Origin of the sequence: Pontibacter akesuensis, assembly GCF_001611675.1 — a bacterium.
GTDB lineage: Bacteria > Bacteroidota > Bacteroidia > Cytophagales > Hymenobacteraceae > Pontibacter > Pontibacter akesuensis.
The window spans coordinates 2,891,176-2,908,444 of record NZ_CP014766.1; the positions used below are offsets into that span (position 1 = coordinate 2,891,176).

Below are 17,269 nucleotides of genomic sequence, written 5' to 3' on the forward strand. Positions count from 1 at the left end.
AAGGTAGAGAGTTAGATAGTTAGGATGGAGTAATATTTACCACTGACTTTCTAACTCTTTAACCTTCTAACTTAATTTTCTGTTTTGCTTGTGACGGTCGCTGTCGCGGGAGGTTTTCTTCTCGAGGTTTTGGCGCATGGCTTCAGTCAGATCGATACCGGTTTGGTTTGCGAGGCAGATCAGTACGAACAGCACATCCGCCAGCTCATCGCCTAACTCTTTGCCCTCGTCGCTTTTCTTAAATGATTGCTCGCCGTACTGGCGGGAGATGATGCGGGCCACTTCGCCCACCTCTTCGGTAAGTATGGCCATGTTGGTGAGCTCGTTGAAGTAACGCACCCCGTTCTCCTTTATCCACTTGTCTACGGTGGCCTGTGCTTCGGCTATCGTCATACTTAAAATAGGTCTTTTTGTTTGGTGTCCATCACAATGGTAACAGGACCATCGTTCAGCAGCGACACTTTCATGTCCGCGCCAAACTCACCCGTTTGCACCGGCTTGCCTAAGGCCTGCTCTAGCAGCGTGACAAAACGCTCGTACAGCGGAACAGACACAGCCGGGGGAGCCGCATTCACGTACGACGGGCGGTTGCCTTTCTTGGTGCTGGCATACAGCGTGAACTGGCTGATCACCAGCACATCGCCCTGCACCTCCTGCACACTCAGGTTCATCTTACCGTCCGCATCAGAGAAGATACGCAGGGCAGCCACTTTCGCGGCCATCCACTTCAGGTCCTCTTCGGTGTCTTCGGCCGTGAATCCTGCCAGCAGCAGCAACCCCAGCCCGATTTGCCCTTTTACGTTTTCTTCAACCTCCACTGCAGCCTGTGTTACCCGCTGAATCACAACTCGCATAGTTTGCTTTGTTTTTGTTCGAAGCAAATATAGGTGGAAGAGTTTAGAGTTATAAGTTTAAAGTGAAGAGTCTTGTTTGTGGAGCGGAGGTGCTGTGCAGCCGCTTGATTGATCTAACCACGATGGGCCCCTGTTTGTCTAAGGAGGGGAGTTTTACCTCACCCCGGCCCTCTCCTAAAAACAGGAGAGGGAGTAGCAGCATTGGTCATACTCAGGTACAAGCGCTGTAGCAAATGGTGTTCGGCGGGCAGGTCGCGACCTGTCCCTACAAATCCTGTACAAGAAGATGAGCGAAGGCTTCTGCTACCTGAACTGAATCCAGTCCTTGGGTTGAGCGCCTTTGGAGTTTTTCGGTCCCGCGGGAGCGGGATTGCAAAGCGAAGCGAGCAAAGAAAAAGTCCCAGCGCGATGCCCGAGGACGGGGCCCCGCGGCCGTGAGCGCTCCAAAGCTAAAGGTGAAACGATAAGTATTTGGGAACTGAAGGATGAAGGGCAGCTAGATAAGTTAGCTTGGTTGAAGTCGCGGTAAGCAGTGGCTATGCAAGTATGGCAGAAGCACTAGCAGTAGCCGGCACAAGCGGACACTGGCGCCAGGCAAGGTATAGAGGTGAACAGCAGCTAGAAAGTATAGCCTAACTAATGCGCCAGCACAGCTACTATAAGAAGCATCAGGAATAGATCACCTAAACCCTAATCCACATACCCATTATACTTGATCTCCTGCACCTTTCCTTTGGCTAGAAAGAAATGCAGGGTGATGGGCGCTCCCTCACGGTTAGAGGCAACCACCTCATTGGCAGTCTGGGTAATTTTAAGGTCTTCTCCCTGGCTCTTGAGGCGGTTCATTAACTCGGCCTGGCTCATGCCCACACGCAGGTTGTTACGCAGCGTAATGGCACCACTGCGGATATCGGCTGTTTGCAGATGCAGCTCGCCAGAATGCGTAGGAGCATAAAATTCCAGCATAGAGTTGCCAAACCGAATCGTATAGATTGTGTCAGAAATATCAGGTTTGTGGCGGTTCTCAATGGCATAGGCATCGAGCGTGAAGTCAGCGTCGATGCGGTCGAAGTACGAGGCCAGGTTGTTGCTTTGCTTCTGGTTGGCCACGAATGGGTTACTCAGCAAGCTGATGGTGGCTGTTTCGCGGGAGCGGCGGACAGAAGCGGTGTCGTCGGGCTCTGCAGCGAAACGACGCTGGCGCACCGGTTCGTCCTCTGCCTCGGTGGCGGTATCGGCAGAACAGGCAGTAGCAATGGAATGCACCAGCAACAGCAGCACGAGCAACCGTACTGAAAGGCTGTACTTATAGCGTATACTGCTGTGGAAGCGGAGGAACATTCTGAACGTCGTGGTTATGAAAATGAGGTAGTAAACTATGCTTGTATACGAGAATCTGCCCTCTAATAGTTATGATTAATCGGTACCTGCTGATTTGCTTCGGCTCAGGATTAAGTATAGTTTTGTGGCAAATATGATGAAAAATGAACACACCGCAAATAGCGCTGATCACTTATAAAAGCGAAGGAAATTACACAAGCGTATCCGAGGAGGAAAACAGCACACTGCTCCATTTGTTATCACAAAAAGGATTAAATATTTCGCTGGAAATTTGGGACGACCCGGCAGTGGATTGGGCCAAGTATGACGTGGTGCTGCTGAAGGCGCCCTGGGACTATTTTGAAAAAATTAACGCCTTTTATGCCTGGCTGAACAAACTGGAGCAACTGGAGGTGCGGGTGCTGAACCCCATCAAAACGGTGCGCTGGAACGCCGATAAACGCTACCTGCTCGAGCTCCAGGAAAAGGGGGTAGGGGTGGTGCCAACATTCTGGTTGGAGCAGGGTACTTCGTTAAATGTCGCTGCTGTTTTTGAGCAGTTGCAGGCAAGTAAACTAATCCTGAAGCCAGCTGTGAGCGGTGCCGCCAAAAATACCTTTGCCCTGACAGAGGCCGAGGCCCAAGACAAAGCGGCAAGCATAGATGCGCTGTTGCAGCAGGAGAGCTTCCTGGCGCAGCCGTTTGTGCCCGAGGTGCAGGCGAAAGGGGAGTGGTCGTTCCTTTTCTTTAACGGGGAGTACAGCCACACCGTACTTAAAACTGCTAAGCCCGGCGACTTCCGGGTACAACATTTCTTCGGTGGCACGGTGCATACGCCAGAGCCGCCCGCGCACTTGCTGGAGACAGCGCATAACATCGTGGACAATTACGCACAAGGCTGCCTGTACGCCCGTGTGGACGGTGTGGAAGTGAATGGAGAACTGGTGCTGATGGAACTGGAACTGATCGAGCCATTCCTTTTTATGGCCACTAGCGAAGGTGCTTTCGAACGCTACTACGAGGCACTACTGACACAACTGCAACTGCCTGAGGCCAGCATAGCTTAAGCCTTATCCGGGCTGTGGAATACGAGCATCGGAACCTGCACTTCCAGCACCAGTTTTTTGGTGAGACTGGGGTGCAGGATGCTGCTGAGTAGCGAACGCTGGTGGTTAGTAACCGCAATAAGCTCCACCTGCTCCTGCGTTACAAACTCCTCCAAGGCATCAGCTACATCATCTCCCTCCAACAGCTTAAACCCGATGTTCTGAGTTGATGCACTCCCTTGCAGGCTTTCACGGAGCTGTTCGAGTTGCTGCCTGTCCTTCTTCTCAGTGTCATCAGAGCCGATGTGCACGCACAGGATTTGGGCGTTAAACGGCTGCAGCAACTCCTGCAGCGAATGGATTGCCTGTGCATCGGTCTTGCTGAAATCAGTGGCGTAAAGAATGCGGCTGAAGCCATGCCCACGGTAGTGCCCGGGCACGGTTAAAAGTGGTACTTCGGCCTCATCCACCATTTTTGTGGTGATGGTGCCGAACAGGGAGCGGGAGTAGTCATCCTCCCCCTTTGTGCCCATCACCAACAAGTCGGGTTTATACTCAGCTACCTGCTCCGGAATAACATCCTCGGGCATGCCGTTGACAAAAGCGCGCTTTAGCAGCACGTGCGGCGCTGCTCCCGTTGCCTTGATTTCTTTGTAAAGGGCATCCAGCTGAGCATGTCCGTCCTCCTGGTTGCGGTGCAGCACGCGATCCGTAATGGCCTCCGAGGCGGGACTCAGCGAACTGCGGCCCGTGTCAGCGAAGGGATCGTCAAGTTCAGGGTCCAGCAGGTAGTCGCTGAAGCAGTGCAGCAGCAGTATCTCGGCTTCCGGGTAAGGTGCGGCCAGGTGCAGGGCGTATTTACAGGCGTTTCTGGAATTATCGGTAAAATCTACGGGTATCAGGATTTTGAACATGGGAATGGGGTTATGGCTTGGGAGGTGTATACGCAGTGTGCGCCGCATGTTGTTATCCCCACACCTGAAACAATGCACCATACTATAAATTTTTCTACGCGAACCGGGGAGCGGGGCCTTCGGGTAAGTTCAAAAAAAGGCTTAGTTTTGTAGACAGAAAACACCGCCCATGCCGAAACGCATAGTATTCATATTTATTGGGTTAGTTATACTTGCCTCCCTGGTCTTTTACGGATTCAGCCGTTGGCAGGGCTCCAGGGAGATAGTTGACCTGTGGGCGCTGGTGCCCGAGGATGCAGCGGTGGTGGTGGAAACAAACAACCACCAGGCACTGGTAGACCACCTGGAGGAGACAGAGCTGTGGCAGAGCTTTTCGGTGCTGCCTTTCATTCAGACGTTGGAGGAAGACATCATGTACCTCGACAGCGTGGCGCCGGGCAGTCAGCGCCTCGAGCGCTTCCTGGACAAGAAAGATATTCTGACCTCGGTGCACATTGCCGGCAAAACCGACGTGGCCTTTGTCTTCTACGTTCCTGTCAGCACCGTGGGGGAGCACCGTTTTTTACGGTCACTCACTGAGGACATTGACAAAAGCCCGATTTTCACACAAGACACCCGCGAGTACCAGGGCCACCTGCTAACCGACATCGCCAACACCCGCACCGGCCGTAGCTTTACGTATTTCACCTATCACAACAACATCATACTTAGTGCTTCGCCCGTGTTGGTGGAGGAGATTGTGCGGCGCATTACGCGCGGCAACCCCACTTCCATAGCCGCTGAATTCAAGAACACCAACTACCTGGCACAGCCCGAAGTATACGCCAACGTTTTTGTGAATTACCGCGTGCTCCCCGACCTGCTGGGCCTGTTCTTAAGCGATGAGGTGATGCCGACTGTGCGCTACCTGGCTACGCTGTGCCAGAATGCCATGCTGGAACTGAAACTGGAGAAGGGGGAGATATTCCTGAACGGCTTCTCCACGCCAGAGAAGCTGAAGAACTCCCTGCACCAGGTGATGCAGCCGCAGGCCCCACAGCCGCTGGGGGTAAAGGCCTACCTGCCCAACCGGACGGCATTGTTGCTGCACTTCGGGCTGGAAGAGATCGAGCGCCTGCGCCTCCCGTTGCAGCATAACAAATCAACCTACGCCACTACGGTAGACAGCCTGGCCCAGACACTTAGCCAGGAGGCGGCCCTCGCGTACCTGGAGTCTGGCAGCATCAACCAAAGCCCTGAAAAAGTGGCTTATGTGCACCTGGGCCAACCAATGCTGGCGCAAAGGCTGCTGACGCAGCTGAACAAGCAGGTGTCGGCGGCGCGCCAGCAAAAGCCCCTCACCGAGAAGTATGGCAGCTATACGTTGCAACTGCTGAACGTTCCGGAACTGCCGGCACAGCTGTTAGGCCGTGTGTTCTCCGGGTTTGAGCAAAGCTATGTGGTGCAAGTAGGCGATTACCTGCTCATTGCCGAAGAGATGGCCACGCTGCGCCACCTGCTGGATGATATCTCGGAGGAGAAGGTATGGGGTAAATCAGTTGGACAAACGGCTTTTATAGCCAAAACACTGCAGGAGGCGAACATGAGCGTTTACCTGAATACGGTGAATGCCTGGTATGTCCTGAATCGCTATATTACCGAGGAGGACCGGGACAACCTGCTGCGGCACGCGCCGCTCATCAAGCGGTTCTCGCAGGTAAGCCTGCAGTTCTCCATTGTGGAGGGAGAGTACTACACCAGCATGGTGGTGCGCAAGCCCGAGCAGATTAACAATGCCGGGCAGAACACGCTGGTGACCGAGGAGATCATCCGGTTTAATTCACGCCTGGTTACGCGTCCGTTCCCGCTACAGAACGCCGTGGACAGGAGCCGGGAGGTAGTGGTGCAGGACTCCTCCTTTGTGCTCCATAATATTACGGCGGGCGGCAAGCGCGGCTGGACGGACACCCTCGGTGCTTCGCTGCAGACCGATGTGAAGCAGATAGAGTATGGCGCGGACAAGAAACTGCGCTACCTGTTTGCCACCTCCAGTCAGATACACGCCATTAACAACCAGGGGCAGCCGCTGGATAACTTCCCCTTCAACCTGCCCGATTCCCTGACGGTGCAGCACCTGGCCGTGTTTGACTATGAGAAGAACGGAAACCACCGCCTGCTGGTGGATGATAACATGGGCAACCTGTACATGTACGACATGCAGGGCACGGCCATACAGGGCTGGCAGCCGCGCCGCCTGGATTACCGCCTGGCAGCCGAGCCACAGCACCTGCGCGTAGGCGGCAACGATGTAATCCTGGCATTGCTGGAGAACGGCTACATCTACGCCCTGAACCGCAGCGGCGAAACGCTGCCGGGTTTTCCGATCAGTTTGGGTGCACCACTTACCTCCGGGGCAGTGGCCAAGGTGGGCGCAGACCTGAAGCGCACCGAGATCACCGCCGTGACCCGGTATGGCAATGTGGTCACCTTTAACCTGCAGGGCCGGGTGCTGAACACTGAACAGTTGCTGCGCCCAAGCAAGCGCGCTTTGTTTGAGCTGGTGCCTGAGGCGAGCAATGGCCGTTCGTTTGTGATTGCGCGGCAGGAGCAGGGAAAACTGGCCCTGTTCGACCAGGACCTGAATGAGCTGTTCGAGAAGCGCTACGTTACCTCAGCCTCTAAAATTGTGCAGTACTTTAACTTCGGGGGAGACAATAGGATTGTGGCCATTACTGAGCGCGGGCCTCAGAAAACGTATCTCTACGATATGAAAGGCAACCTCATCGGTAATCGTACGCTGGAGAATTACCAGCCGGTAACCATCTACTTCAACGAAACCAGCAACAGCTACACCCTCTACCGAGTACACCGAAACGAGCTAATGAAACTGGAGTTCACGGTAGGCGAGTAAGGAGCAGCTTTATTCTGCCGCACGGCAAGTATAACATCACTCTAAAAACTCCTGAACCAGCCCTTGCGGTAAAAGAAAATCAGTTGAGAAACGATCAGGAGTCCCATTAAACTGACTAAAATCGGGTAGGCATACGGCTCATACAGCTCTGGCATGTTGTAGGGCAATACGCGGCCTGTCTCAGGGTCCTCGCGTGAGAAGTTCATCCCATACAAGCCCACAATAAAGCTTAGCGGAATAAAGATGCTGGAGATAATGGTGAGCACTTTCATGATCTCGTTCATGCGGTTGCTCACCGTAGACATGTGCAGGTCCACCAAGCTGGAGGCCATTTCCTTGTGGTTGTCTATCAGGTCGATGAGCTGGATGGTATGGTCATAGGCGTCGCGGAAGTAGGCTTTGAGGCTCTCGTGAATTACCTCCTCGTCCATGCGCAGCAGCTCGGTCATTTTATCGCGCTCTGGCCACACAATGCGGCGGAGTTTTACCAGCTCGCTTTTCAGGTCCAGGATGAGCGCCAGGTTGTTGCGCGATGGCTGCAACAGCACCTGCTGCTCCATGTCTTCGATATAATCGCCCATGTCGGCAATTACCGGGAAATAGTAATCCAGCACCACGTCCATCATGGCATAGGCCATGTAGATGGTTGGCCGCTTCCGGATCACGCCTTTGCCCACGCGGATGCGCTCACGCAACGGGTCGAGGCAATCCTCGTAATCGCTTTGCAGGCTAAGCACATAGTTGGGTCCTGTGAAGAGCGAGAGCTGCACATCTTCCAGCGTCTTGTTTTCGGTGGACCAGCGGAGCATGCGCGAGATGATGAACAGGCGGTTTTTATCGAACTGCTCTACCTTGGGGCGCTGGTAGTCGTTTACCACGTCTTCCATCTGCAAGGGGTGCAGGTTAAAATCCACGGCCAACTGTTCCAGCATCTTCTCATCCCGGTAGCCGCGAATATCAATCCAATGCCGCGCATCCGGTCTGGAAGTAACGCGTTGCACCAGCTCCGGGTAAGTCTTTACCTCCAGCTCCTCAAAAAAGTCCTCGCTAAACGACATCAGGAAAAAGCGCGGCGCAAAAGCCTCAAACGGAATAAACAGGGAGCCCGGTTTTACGCCGGCTTTGCGTTGCAGGATCTTGTCTCGGGAGCGGTTGTGCTTGCGTTTGGCCATCAGGGGAGTATAGGAAAAAGTAAAGTTAAAGAGTTCAGGTTAGAAAGCTATAAAGTTGAAGCAGGCATCAGGTAGTGGGGGAGTCGGCTAGTTCTTCGACTTTAACGCCTTCCATCTCTTCTAGTTTTTGTGTGATTTCCTCCTGCAGGCTCTTCCGTACTTCCAGGGTGAGGCGGCAATCCAGCATAAACCGCTGCTCCCTCACCGTCAGGTCATACTCCTTCACCAGGCTCATCACGTCGTTCATTTGCGGGTAGTCGTAATGCGCCTGCAGCAGCGTTGTTTCGTGTTTTTCAAGAATAGTGGCCTGAGCGATGGCTTCCGCAGCGGCCACTTTATAGGCATTGATCAGGCCGCTGACACCAAGTTTCGTGCCTCCAAAGTAACGCACCACCACGATCAGCACATTGCTAAGCCCAGCAGAGCGCATCTGCCCAAGTATGGGATCGCCGGCCGAGTGGTTGGGTTCGCCGTCGTCATTGGCGCGATAGCGGGTTTGGTCGGCCCCCAGGATGTAGGCATAGCAGTGGTGGCGGGCGTCGTAGTACTTTTTCCGAAGCTCGGCGAGCGTGTCCTTCACGTCCTCCTCAGAATAAACGGGGAAAGCGAGGGCAATGAATTTACTTCCTTTTTCTTTGTACAAACCCTCTGAGGGCGCTTCTATGGTTCTGTAGGTGTCTTCCATGGTTGCTGCTGCTGGCAACCTGCAAGTTAGCCAAAGCCTTGCAAGGGTAAAAATTATCGTATCTCTCTAAAATGGTTTACTTTTGCGGGTATACCAACAGCCTGACCTTTGCCAGCCACACCATACTTGCTTTCCTTCGACCACGTGGGTAGCCCGGAGAGCGGCTATATCACCAGCACCCAGTTGGCCGATAACATTCCCTTCGTGATAAAGCGGGTGTTCTGGACGCAGGGAACGCCCCCGGAGACAACCCGCGGCCACCACGCCAACATGGCTACCGAGGAGGTGCTGGTTGCCCTGACCGGAAGTATAAAAGTGCTGATCGACACGGGCCATGCGCGGCAGGAGTTTGAGCTGACGCATCCGCAGCAGGGGCTGTACGTGCCGGCCATGTGCTGGGTAGAGTTGCGCTTCTCGGAGGGAGCCACGGCCCTTTGCCTCACCTCCACCGACTATAGCAAGAAAGACTACATCCGCGATTATGCTTACTTTAAGAAACTGACGACACACGGGGCGCTGTAAAGTATAATGTTAAGAAAGTATAAGTAACTTAAGTTGCGATTTGCTTACGCCGTTGAAACATAACCCACCCCTAACCCCTCCGGGGAGGGGAATTATTTCCCGTTTATGTGGGACTCCACTCTTGGGAGGGGTTAGGGGTGGGTTTCCAGTTATCAGAAACCAATTAGTATCATATAGCGCAACTTGGGGTAAGTATAAGCTGCACGGCCTGTGGCCTGATGCCTTACGTCTTTCCTCCTTTGTCTAATCCATACTTCAATATTTGTTTGATTTAGCCCATGCAGCCGATTCCATACTTTCAGTTTAGAGACTTCCCGAGGGGTTTGGAGGCGCAGGTGCAGCAGGCGCTACTGGATGCTGTAGCGGGAAAGCAGTATGTGCTGGGGCCACAGGTGCAGGCTTTTGAAACAGAGTTTGCCGCATTTCTGGGAGCCGGAAACGCCATTGGCGTGGGCAACGGCTACGATGCGCTGGTTATACTTCTGAAAGCCTTGGGTGTGGGAGCAGGCGATGAAGTGGTGGTGCCGGCCAATACGTTTATCGCCACAGTGAATGCGGTGCTGCAGGTAGGGGCCATGCCTGTACTGGCTGAGCCGGATGTCCATACGTATAACTTCACTGCCGAAAGCGCTGCGCAATACATCACCCCCAAAACAAAAGCCATCATCGCCGTACACCTGTACGGGCAGGTGTGCGACATGGACGCACTGCAGCAACTGGCGCAGGAACGAAATGTTTTCTTATTGGAGGATGCTGCTCAGGCACACGGGGCCAGGTATAAAAATCAGTTCGCCGGAAGCTTCGGCCATGGCGCCGCCTTCAGCTTTTACCCAACCAAAAATCTAGGCGCTTTAGGCGATGCCGGCGCGGTTGTTTCTTCCCACATAGATATCGCTGACTTTGCGCGCAAGTACCGGAACTACGGCGAGGCGCAGAAGTATAGCTCGGAACAGGTGGGCATCAACTCGCGTTTGGATGAGTTGCAGGCGGCGGTGCTGCGGGTAAAACTCCGGCACCTGCAGGCCATGAACAGCGAGCGGCAGCGGCTGGCGGAGGTTTACCTCCAAAACTTAAGTCAAATCGGCGATCTTATACTTCCAGCTAGCGCCCCGCATTGTGGACATGTGTACCACATCTTCAACATCCGGACAAAGCACAGAAACGAACTGCAGGCGTGGCTGCGGAAGCAGGACGTTGCCACCGCCATCCATTACCCCTTGCCGGTGCACCTGCAGCCTGCCTATACTTCGCTCGGCTACCAACCCGGCGATTTTCCGGTGGCGGAAGAACTGGCCAGCACCAGCTTAAGTCTCCCGCTTTTCCCGGGGCTAACCAAACATGAGCAGCAGCGGGTAATAGCGGCAATCAAACAATTCTATAGTACGAAACACTAAGTATGGAGCAGCTGCCATTGGTCTCGATTATCTGCCTGTGCTACAACCATGCGCGCTTTCTGCGGCCTGCCCTGAATTCTGTTCTGGCCCAGACGTATCCCAACCTGGAAATTTTGATTGTGGACGACTGCAGCACCGATGGCAGCGTGCGCATTATTCAGGAATACCTGCAGGCTTACCCGCAGCTGCGCTTTATCAGCACCAAGTATAACCGAGGCAACACTACCGCTTTTAACATGGGCTGGCGGGGCAGCAGCGGCAGGTTTATACTTGATTTCGCTACCGACGATGTGCTGCTGCCCGAGCGGGTGGCACAGCAGGTGCAATTGTTTCAACAACTTGGCCCCAGCTATGGTGTTGTGTATTCTGATGCCGAATACATCTCCGACGACTCGGCGCATCTGTACTTTCACAGCCAGAAGCACCTCCCTGCGCTGGATGGCGATGTGTTTGCCGAGGTGCTGCGGCGCTACTTTATCTGCCCGCCCTCCATGCTGATTCGCCGGGAGGTGTTCGAGGAACTGGGCGGCTATGATGAAACACTCGCCTATGAGGATTTTGATTTCTGGGTACGGTCGGCGCGCAAGTATAAATATGCCTATTTGCCGGAGGTTACTACCCAGCGGCGGGTGCACAACCGCTCGCTTTCCAGTGGTTGGTACCAGAAAGGCAACCTTTTACTGGCCTCCACTGTTGTGGTGTGTAGGAAAGCGGCAACGCTGATCAAAACACAGGAAGAACGGGAAGCCCTGACTGTCCGCTTGAAGTATGAGGCGCGACATGCCTACCTCACCGGAAACCGGAAGGAGGCCGGGCAATTCTTGGAGATGTTGCAGCAAGTGGCCGGGAAGCAGGTTTTGTACCGTTTTATCGAAGTGTTAAACAAGTATAATATCGACCTGGGTTTCCTTAGAGAGTTATATTACCGCCTACGGCATAAGTCGTAACATCCTGCTTTGCTACCTGCCGTACCTATAATTTCAATTGTACGGTAAACAATAGCTGTAAAATCCGTAAACACTATTTTAAGGCCTAAAATCATGCCTATTAGGCTTTTTTAAGATCCAATTTATGGTTATAACAAACTATATATTGGATAATTAATTATATTTGGCACTCAATCAAACAACAACAAAATGATTACAGCAGCACTCGCCTCTCGTTCAGAAGTCATAAAATGGATGGAAGACTTCGTAAGCGAAAAGCTCTCCGAGTTTCTGAAAACTGTGGAAGATAGCTGGCAGCCTGCAGATCTTTTACCTGATGCCACCATGGATACTTTCCTGGATGAGATAAAGGATTTACGTGAGCGCGCCCGCGACCTGAGCTACGACCTGATGGCCGTTTTAGTCGGCGATACGATAACAGAAGAAGCACTTCCAACCTACGAAAGCTGGTTGATGACCATAGACGGACTTCCACAGGACCCGAACGGCCCCTGGATGAAATGGAACCGCGGCTGGACAGCAGAAGAAAACCGCCACGGCGATGCGTTAAACCGCTACCTGTATCTGAGTGGCCGCGTTAACATGCGCGAAATGGAGGCGTCTACCCAGTACCTGATCGCCGATGGCTTTGACCTGATGACGGACAGCGATCCGTACCGCTCTTTTGTGTACACCAGCTTCCAGGAAACTGCTACCAACATTTCGCACCGCCGCGTAGCCCAGATAGCCAAGCGCCAGGGCGATTTGCAGCTGGCTAAACTTTGCGGCCATGTGGCAGCAGACGAGGCACGCCATGCAAAGGCGTACAAGGCATTTGTGAGCAAGATATTTGAGGCCGACCCGAACGAGATGATGCTGGCTTTTGAAGATATGATGCGCAAAAAGATTGTGATGCCAGCGCACTACATGCGTGAGCTGGGTGTGGACATGGGCAAGACCTTCGGCCACTTCACCGATGCGGCGCAGCGAATAGGCGTTTATACTTCTGCCGACTACACCGATATTCTGGAAGGCCTGATAGCCGAGTGGAAGATTGAGGCCCTCTCCGGGCTGGACGAAGCCGGTGAGCGTGCCCGCGATTACGTGATGGCCCTGCCAGCACGCCTGAAGCGCGTAGCAGAGCGCATGCGCGTACCATCGCTGGAGTACAAATTTCGCTGGATCGCCTAGCTAGAAAGAGTTTAAATAAAAAGAAAAGGCCAAAGATGCGAAAGCGTCTTTGGCCTTTTTGCTTGGGTTCCGAATCGGGGCTAGTATGAAGAACCTTTTAATTTATCAATATTCATTACCCATTACTCCTGCACTTTCACACCTTTCCAGAAAGCAACATAACCTTTAATTTCTTTGGCTGCATCGCGGGGGTTAGGGTAATACCAGGCGGCATCTTTGTTTGTTTCGCCGTTCACGTTTACGTGATAATAGGAGGCCTCGCCTTTCCAGGGACAACTGGTGTGCGTGTGGCTTTCGTTGAAATAGGCCTTGTTTATACTTTCAGGCGGGAAGTACTGGTTTCCCTCAATTTCAATGGTGTCGTTGCTGTCGGCAATTACCTTTTCATTCCATATCGCTTTCATACTTAAATTCGTTTTAGAGGATGGCGCACTACGATGTACTACTAGCAACATGTGGCAAATGTTTGCATCGCGGGCAATAGTTTCCACCATTTACAGCGGCAACTACCGAACAATGCGCAAGCGCCGTGTGTTATACTTTGAAACCCTGATAAAATGGCAATAGGATACCGATTTACTGATTTTGTACCCCCGCAGGACGATAAGCCCGGCTTTGAGTCGCTGCTCAAGATATTTCTGCAGTTAGTAACCATTACCTCCGGCGATGCGGGCGAGGCATTGAACTGGCTCAGCTCATTGGACAAGCAGTATAACCTGACTGGTGACGAATACGGCATCGGCGACTTTATTGAAGACCTCCGCAAGAAAGGCTACCTGGATGAGGACCCGCAGAAGAAAGGCAGCTTCAGCCTAACGGCCAAGAGTGAGCAGGGCATCCGCAAAAGTGCGCTGGAAGAAATCTTCGGCAAGCTGAAAAAAGGCGGCAAAGGCAGCCACGCTACACCGCACACCGGCACCGGCGACGAAGCCAGCACCGACCGCCGCGAATACCGCTTCGGCGACTCCATCGAGCAGATCTCAATGACGGACTCGCTGCGCAATGCCCAGATAAACCACGGTATCGGTGATCTGCAACTCACGGAGCAGGACCTGGAGGTAAACGAGACGGAGCACAAAACGCAGGCGGCTACCGTGCTGATGATTGATATCTCGCACTCCATGATTTTGTACGGCGAGGACCGCATTACGCCTGCCAAGAAGGTAGCCATGGCCCTGGCTGAGCTTATCCGCCAGAAGTACCCGAAGGACACGCTAGATGTGATTGTGTTTGGAAACGACGCCTGGCAGATAGAGGTGAAAGACCTGCCCTACCTGGAAGTTGGGCCGTACCACACCAATACCGTAGCGGGGCTGGAGCTGGCGATGGATATCCTGCGCAAGCGAAAGACACCAAACAAGCAAATCTTTATGATCACCGACGGCAAGCCAACCTGCCTTAAAGAAGGGCTCCACTATTACAAGAACAGCTTCGGCCTGGACCGCAAAGTGGTGAACAAGACGCTGAACCTGGCTGCACAGTGCCGCCGCATCAAGATACCGATCACCACCTTTATGATTGCCTCAGACCCGTACCTGAAGGCGTTTGTGGATGAGTTTACTCAGGTAAACAACGGGCAGGCTTATTACAGCAGTCTCAAAGGCTTAGGGCACCTGGTGTTCCGGGATTACCGGCAGAACCGCAAAAAGACATTTTAACGTTACCCGCTGCCATTTCACAGCAAAGCGCATTATCCGGCACTTACATGAAGCAGCTAACCGCACCTACTATACTCCCGCACCTGTTGATGCAAACAGTACTGGTCTTCCTGACTACGGGAGGTGCTATACTTGCCATACTCACAGAATTACCGGGTCTGGTGCTTTTAGGTGTTTTCCTGCTTTTTCAGCTAGGCACGCACTTGGCTATCAGGGGCGTTGAAAGTTTATTGCCGGCAGGGCAGGAGCGGTGGCTGCAGGTGCTGCAGCAGCTCGTTGCCTCCTTGTTTGTGGTGATGCTGCTTGCCATACTTGCCGTCATACTTTGGCTGGTGTTTGAATACAGCATCTGGCACCTTTCGGGCAACAGCGGCGGCTATACGCTGAGCCTGGCGCATGTGGTGGTGTCGGTGGTGCCACAGGTGGTGGACGTGCTGCTGCTGGGAGAAGCGCTGCGCCTGGTGTGGATCTGGTGGCAAAGCAGGTTGCAAAACAGCCGCAGCCTGACCACTTCCGACTAAAACCGGCTCGTGCCGTAAAAACAAATCAACATAAAACTGATTTATGACATACCACATCAGTTGGTGTGTTAATTGATAAATGATAATTGATACATGAACTACCGAGATATTCCAGCAGAGAAACTACAGCAGCTAAAAACATTAGGCCAGCTTAAAGCAGCCGGATACGAGCCGGAGAGCGTGAAGCAGGAGCTGCGCCGTAACCTGATTCAGAAGCTGAAGAACAAGGAGGAGATTTTCCCGGGCATCTGGGGCTATGAGGAAACGGTGATTCCGGACATGCAACGCGCTATTCTGTCGATGCACCACGTGAACCTGCTGGGCTTGCGCGGCCAGGCGAAGACGCGTATTGCCCGCCAGATGATCGATTTGCTGGACGAGTACATACCCGTAGTAAAAGGCTCTGAACTGAACGACGACCCGCTGCAGCCGCTTTCGCGTTTTGCCAAAGACCAGGTGCATGAGCACGGCGACGACACGGCCATTGAGTGGCTGCACCGCTCGGAGCGCTACACCGAGAAACTGGCCACACCCGACGTGTCGGTGGCTGACCTGATTGGTGATGCGGACCCGATAAAAGCGGCCACATTGAAGCTGCCATATTCGGATGAGCGGGTGATTCATTTCGGCTTGATCCCGCGTTCGCACCGGGGCATCTTTGTTATTAACGAACTGCCCGATCTGCAGGCGCGCATCCAGGTGGCGCTGTTTAACATTTTGCAGGAAGGAGACATTCAGATACGTGGTTTTAAGGTGCGCATGCCGCTCGATATCCAGTTCGTTTTTACGGCCAACCCGGAAGACTATACCAACCGTGGCTCCATCGTGACACCGCTGAAAGACCGTATCGATTCGCAAATCATCACGCACTATCCGAAAGATATTCAAACGGGAAAGAAGATCACGAGCCAGGAGGCAAGAGTAAAGGCCGGACAGGATTCCCTCGTGAAAACCAACGACATCATCGGCGACCTGATAGAGCAGGTGGCCTTCGAGGCGCGCGAGAGCGAGTATGTGGATGCCAAAAGCGGTGTATCAGCCCGACTGACAATATCTGCTTTTGAGAACCTACTAAGTGCCGCCGAACGACGCGCGCTGCTCAACGGCGAAAGCAAAACCTATGTGCGCGTGTCTGATTTCCTGAACACCATTCCTTCGGTAACAGGTAAGGTGGAGTTGGTGTACGAGGGCGAGCAGGAGGGAGCGGGCCATGTGGCGCAGGTGCTCATGGGCAAGGCCATCCGCACGCAATTCCTTGCCTACTTCCCGGACCCGGACAAAGCCAAGAAGTCAAAACAGGGAAATCCCTACAAAACCATTACCGGCTGGTTTGGCGATGGAAATACGCTGGATGTACTGAGTGATGCATCGGGCGAGGAATACAAGAATGCGCTGAACAAAGTGCCGGGCCTAGCCGAGTTGGTTGAGAAGCAGCAGCCAAAGGCAAAAGGCGACGAGAAACTGTTTATGATGGAGTTTGCCTTACACGGCCTTGCTGAGCACAGCCAGTTAAGTAAAAACCGCCTCAGCACCGGCCTTCAGTTTAAAGACCTGCTAAGTGGTATGTTCACCATGCCAAGCTTCGGCGAAGAAGAGGAGGAAGACGAGGACTATTGATTAGTTCTGATTTATAAGTTTTGAGTTAAAAAAGAGTAGCAGTTGCATCAGCACCTGCCACTCTTTTTCTAATGGGCAATGAGTGCTGCTGCAATATTTTCCCACTCTTCCTGTAGAGTAACTTCTGCTCTTTTTCTGCCTGCCTTGCGGTACCAGTAGTCCGCGTTCCACGTGTCACCCTCCTCGCGATGCAGGTAAGCGTGTATCCAAGCGGCGTTCTGGTCTGGCAGGTCCTGAATCAGCACGTGTGCCTTGTTCCAGTCGCCCTTCGCTGCGTACCACAGCGCCTGCAAGTATACCGAAGCTCCTGCAGGTGGCGAACTGGCCTGCAGGCTCTCTTTAAAGCTCTGTAAATTCATATTAGCGCTTTCTTGGGGATGCTTTTGGTAACTTTCTAAGTATACATCCTTTCTATATGTTTATACTCATTCCCCTTTACGAAAACAACGGTTGGCGGTCATGTATAAACACTGAGCTTCCCTTTAAGCACATCCGCTCCCACTTTTATACTTGCTGGCTACGCTGCTGCTCCGGAAAACTTAATGGGGAGAATCAAAGT

17 protein-coding genes are annotated in these 17,269 nt (G+C 53.1%); 9 read left to right on the plus strand and 8 right to left on the minus strand.

From position 1 onward, the window contains the following. Positions 1–66: 66 nt before the first annotated feature. The 3 genes from A0W33_RS12330 to A0W33_RS12345 all read right to left on the minus strand — a co-directional run bounded on the left by A0W33_RS12330 (position 67) and on the right by A0W33_RS12345 (position 2,195). A complete protein-coding gene (locus tag A0W33_RS12330; protein ID WP_068838415.1) occupies positions 67–393 on the minus strand; it encodes a nucleotide pyrophosphohydrolase in 327 nt (108 codons plus the stop codon). 2 nt (positions 394–395) lie between these two features. Further along, positions 396–854 carry a D-aminoacyl-tRNA deacylase gene (gene dtd / locus A0W33_RS12335; RefSeq protein WP_068838416.1) on the minus strand — a complete coding sequence of 153 codons (459 nt, stop codon included), beginning with the start codon at positions 852–854 and terminating at the stop codon, positions 396–398. A 690-nt stretch (positions 855–1,544) separates the two neighbouring features. Beyond that, positions 1,545–2,195: a hypothetical protein gene (locus A0W33_RS12345; RefSeq protein ID WP_068838418.1), complete on the minus strand. Its 651-nt coding sequence runs from the start codon at positions 2,193–2,195 to the stop codon at positions 1,545–1,547. 143 nt (positions 2,196–2,338) lie between these two features. Between A0W33_RS12345 and A0W33_RS12350 the strand changes: the two genes are divergently transcribed. Then, complete coding sequence (locus A0W33_RS12350) at positions 2,339–3,241, plus strand: ATP-grasp domain-containing protein (RefSeq protein ID WP_068838419.1); 903 nt, start codon at positions 2,339–2,341, stop codon at positions 3,239–3,241. On the opposite strand, the gene A0W33_RS12355 is transcribed toward A0W33_RS12350, so the two are convergent. Next, complete coding sequence (locus A0W33_RS12355; RefSeq protein WP_068838420.1) at positions 3,238–4,134, minus strand: universal stress protein; 897 nt, start codon at positions 4,132–4,134, stop codon at positions 3,238–3,240. The genes A0W33_RS12350 and A0W33_RS12355 overlap by 4 nt on opposite strands. A 169-nt stretch (positions 4,135–4,303) precedes the next feature. Between A0W33_RS12355 and A0W33_RS12360 the strand changes: the two genes are divergently transcribed. Next, positions 4,304–7,024, plus strand: coding sequence for a hypothetical protein (locus A0W33_RS12360; protein ID WP_068838421.1), 2,721 nt, complete (start codon positions 4,304–4,306; stop codon positions 7,022–7,024). A 41-nt stretch (positions 7,025–7,065) separates the two neighbouring features. Here the strand turns inward: A0W33_RS12360 and corA are convergent, their stop codons facing one another. Beyond that, a complete protein-coding gene (gene corA / locus A0W33_RS12365) occupies positions 7,066–8,196 on the minus strand; it encodes a magnesium/cobalt transporter CorA (RefSeq protein ID WP_068838422.1) in 1,131 nt (376 codons plus the stop codon). A gap of 67 nt (positions 8,197–8,263) precedes the next feature. Next, on the minus strand, positions 8,264–8,881 hold the full coding sequence (locus tag A0W33_RS12370; protein ID WP_068840102.1) for an IMPACT family protein: 618 nt from the start codon (positions 8,879–8,881) through the stop codon (positions 8,264–8,266). 108 nt (positions 8,882–8,989) lie between these two features. On the opposite strand from A0W33_RS12370, the gene A0W33_RS12375 reads away from it, so the two are divergent. From A0W33_RS12375 to A0W33_RS12390, 4 genes are all read left to right on the plus strand, one after another. Next, complete coding sequence (locus A0W33_RS12375; RefSeq protein ID WP_068838423.1) at positions 8,990–9,403, plus strand: sugar 3,4-ketoisomerase; 414 nt, start codon at positions 8,990–8,992, stop codon at positions 9,401–9,403. 278 nt (positions 9,404–9,681) lie between these two features. Then, positions 9,682–10,797: a DegT/DnrJ/EryC1/StrS family aminotransferase gene (locus A0W33_RS12380; protein ID WP_068838424.1), complete on the plus strand. Its 1,116-nt coding sequence runs from the start codon at positions 9,682–9,684 to the stop codon at positions 10,795–10,797. Positions 10,798–10,799: 2 nt separating this feature from the next. Further along, complete coding sequence (locus A0W33_RS12385) at positions 10,800–11,744, plus strand: glycosyltransferase (RefSeq protein WP_068838425.1); 945 nt, start codon at positions 10,800–10,802, stop codon at positions 11,742–11,744. Positions 11,745–11,933: 189 nt separating this feature from the next. Beyond that, positions 11,934–12,914: an acyl-ACP desaturase gene (locus tag A0W33_RS12390; RefSeq protein WP_068838426.1), complete on the plus strand. Its 981-nt coding sequence runs from the start codon at positions 11,934–11,936 to the stop codon at positions 12,912–12,914. 122 nt (positions 12,915–13,036) lie between these two features. Here the strand turns inward: A0W33_RS12390 and A0W33_RS12395 are convergent, their stop codons facing one another. Next, a complete protein-coding gene (locus A0W33_RS12395; RefSeq protein ID WP_068838427.1) occupies positions 13,037–13,318 on the minus strand; it encodes a DUF427 domain-containing protein in 282 nt (93 codons plus the stop codon). A 153-nt stretch (positions 13,319–13,471) separates the two neighbouring features. Here A0W33_RS12395 and A0W33_RS12400 point away from each other — a divergent pair, with 153 nt between their 5' ends. From A0W33_RS12400 to A0W33_RS12410, 3 genes are all read left to right on the plus strand, one after another. Then, positions 13,472–14,572, plus strand: coding sequence for a vWA domain-containing protein (locus tag A0W33_RS12400; protein WP_068838428.1), 1,101 nt, complete (start codon positions 13,472–13,474; stop codon positions 14,570–14,572). A gap of 47 nt (positions 14,573–14,619) precedes the next feature. Then, on the plus strand, positions 14,620–15,093 hold the full coding sequence (locus A0W33_RS12405; RefSeq protein ID WP_068838429.1) for a hypothetical protein: 474 nt from the start codon (positions 14,620–14,622) through the stop codon (positions 15,091–15,093). 93 nt (positions 15,094–15,186) lie between these two features. After that, positions 15,187–16,710 carry a sigma 54-interacting transcriptional regulator gene (locus tag A0W33_RS12410; RefSeq protein ID WP_068838430.1) on the plus strand — a complete coding sequence of 508 codons (1,524 nt, stop codon included), beginning with the start codon at positions 15,187–15,189 and terminating at the stop codon, positions 16,708–16,710. A gap of 68 nt (positions 16,711–16,778) precedes the next feature. On the opposite strand, the gene A0W33_RS12415 is transcribed toward A0W33_RS12410, so the two are convergent. Continuing rightward, the gene (locus tag A0W33_RS12415; RefSeq protein WP_068838431.1) at positions 16,779–17,069 is read right to left on the minus strand and encodes a hypothetical protein; all 291 of its coding nucleotides are present in this window, start codon (positions 17,067–17,069) and stop codon (positions 16,779–16,781) included. Positions 17,070–17,269: the final 200 nt, after the last annotated feature.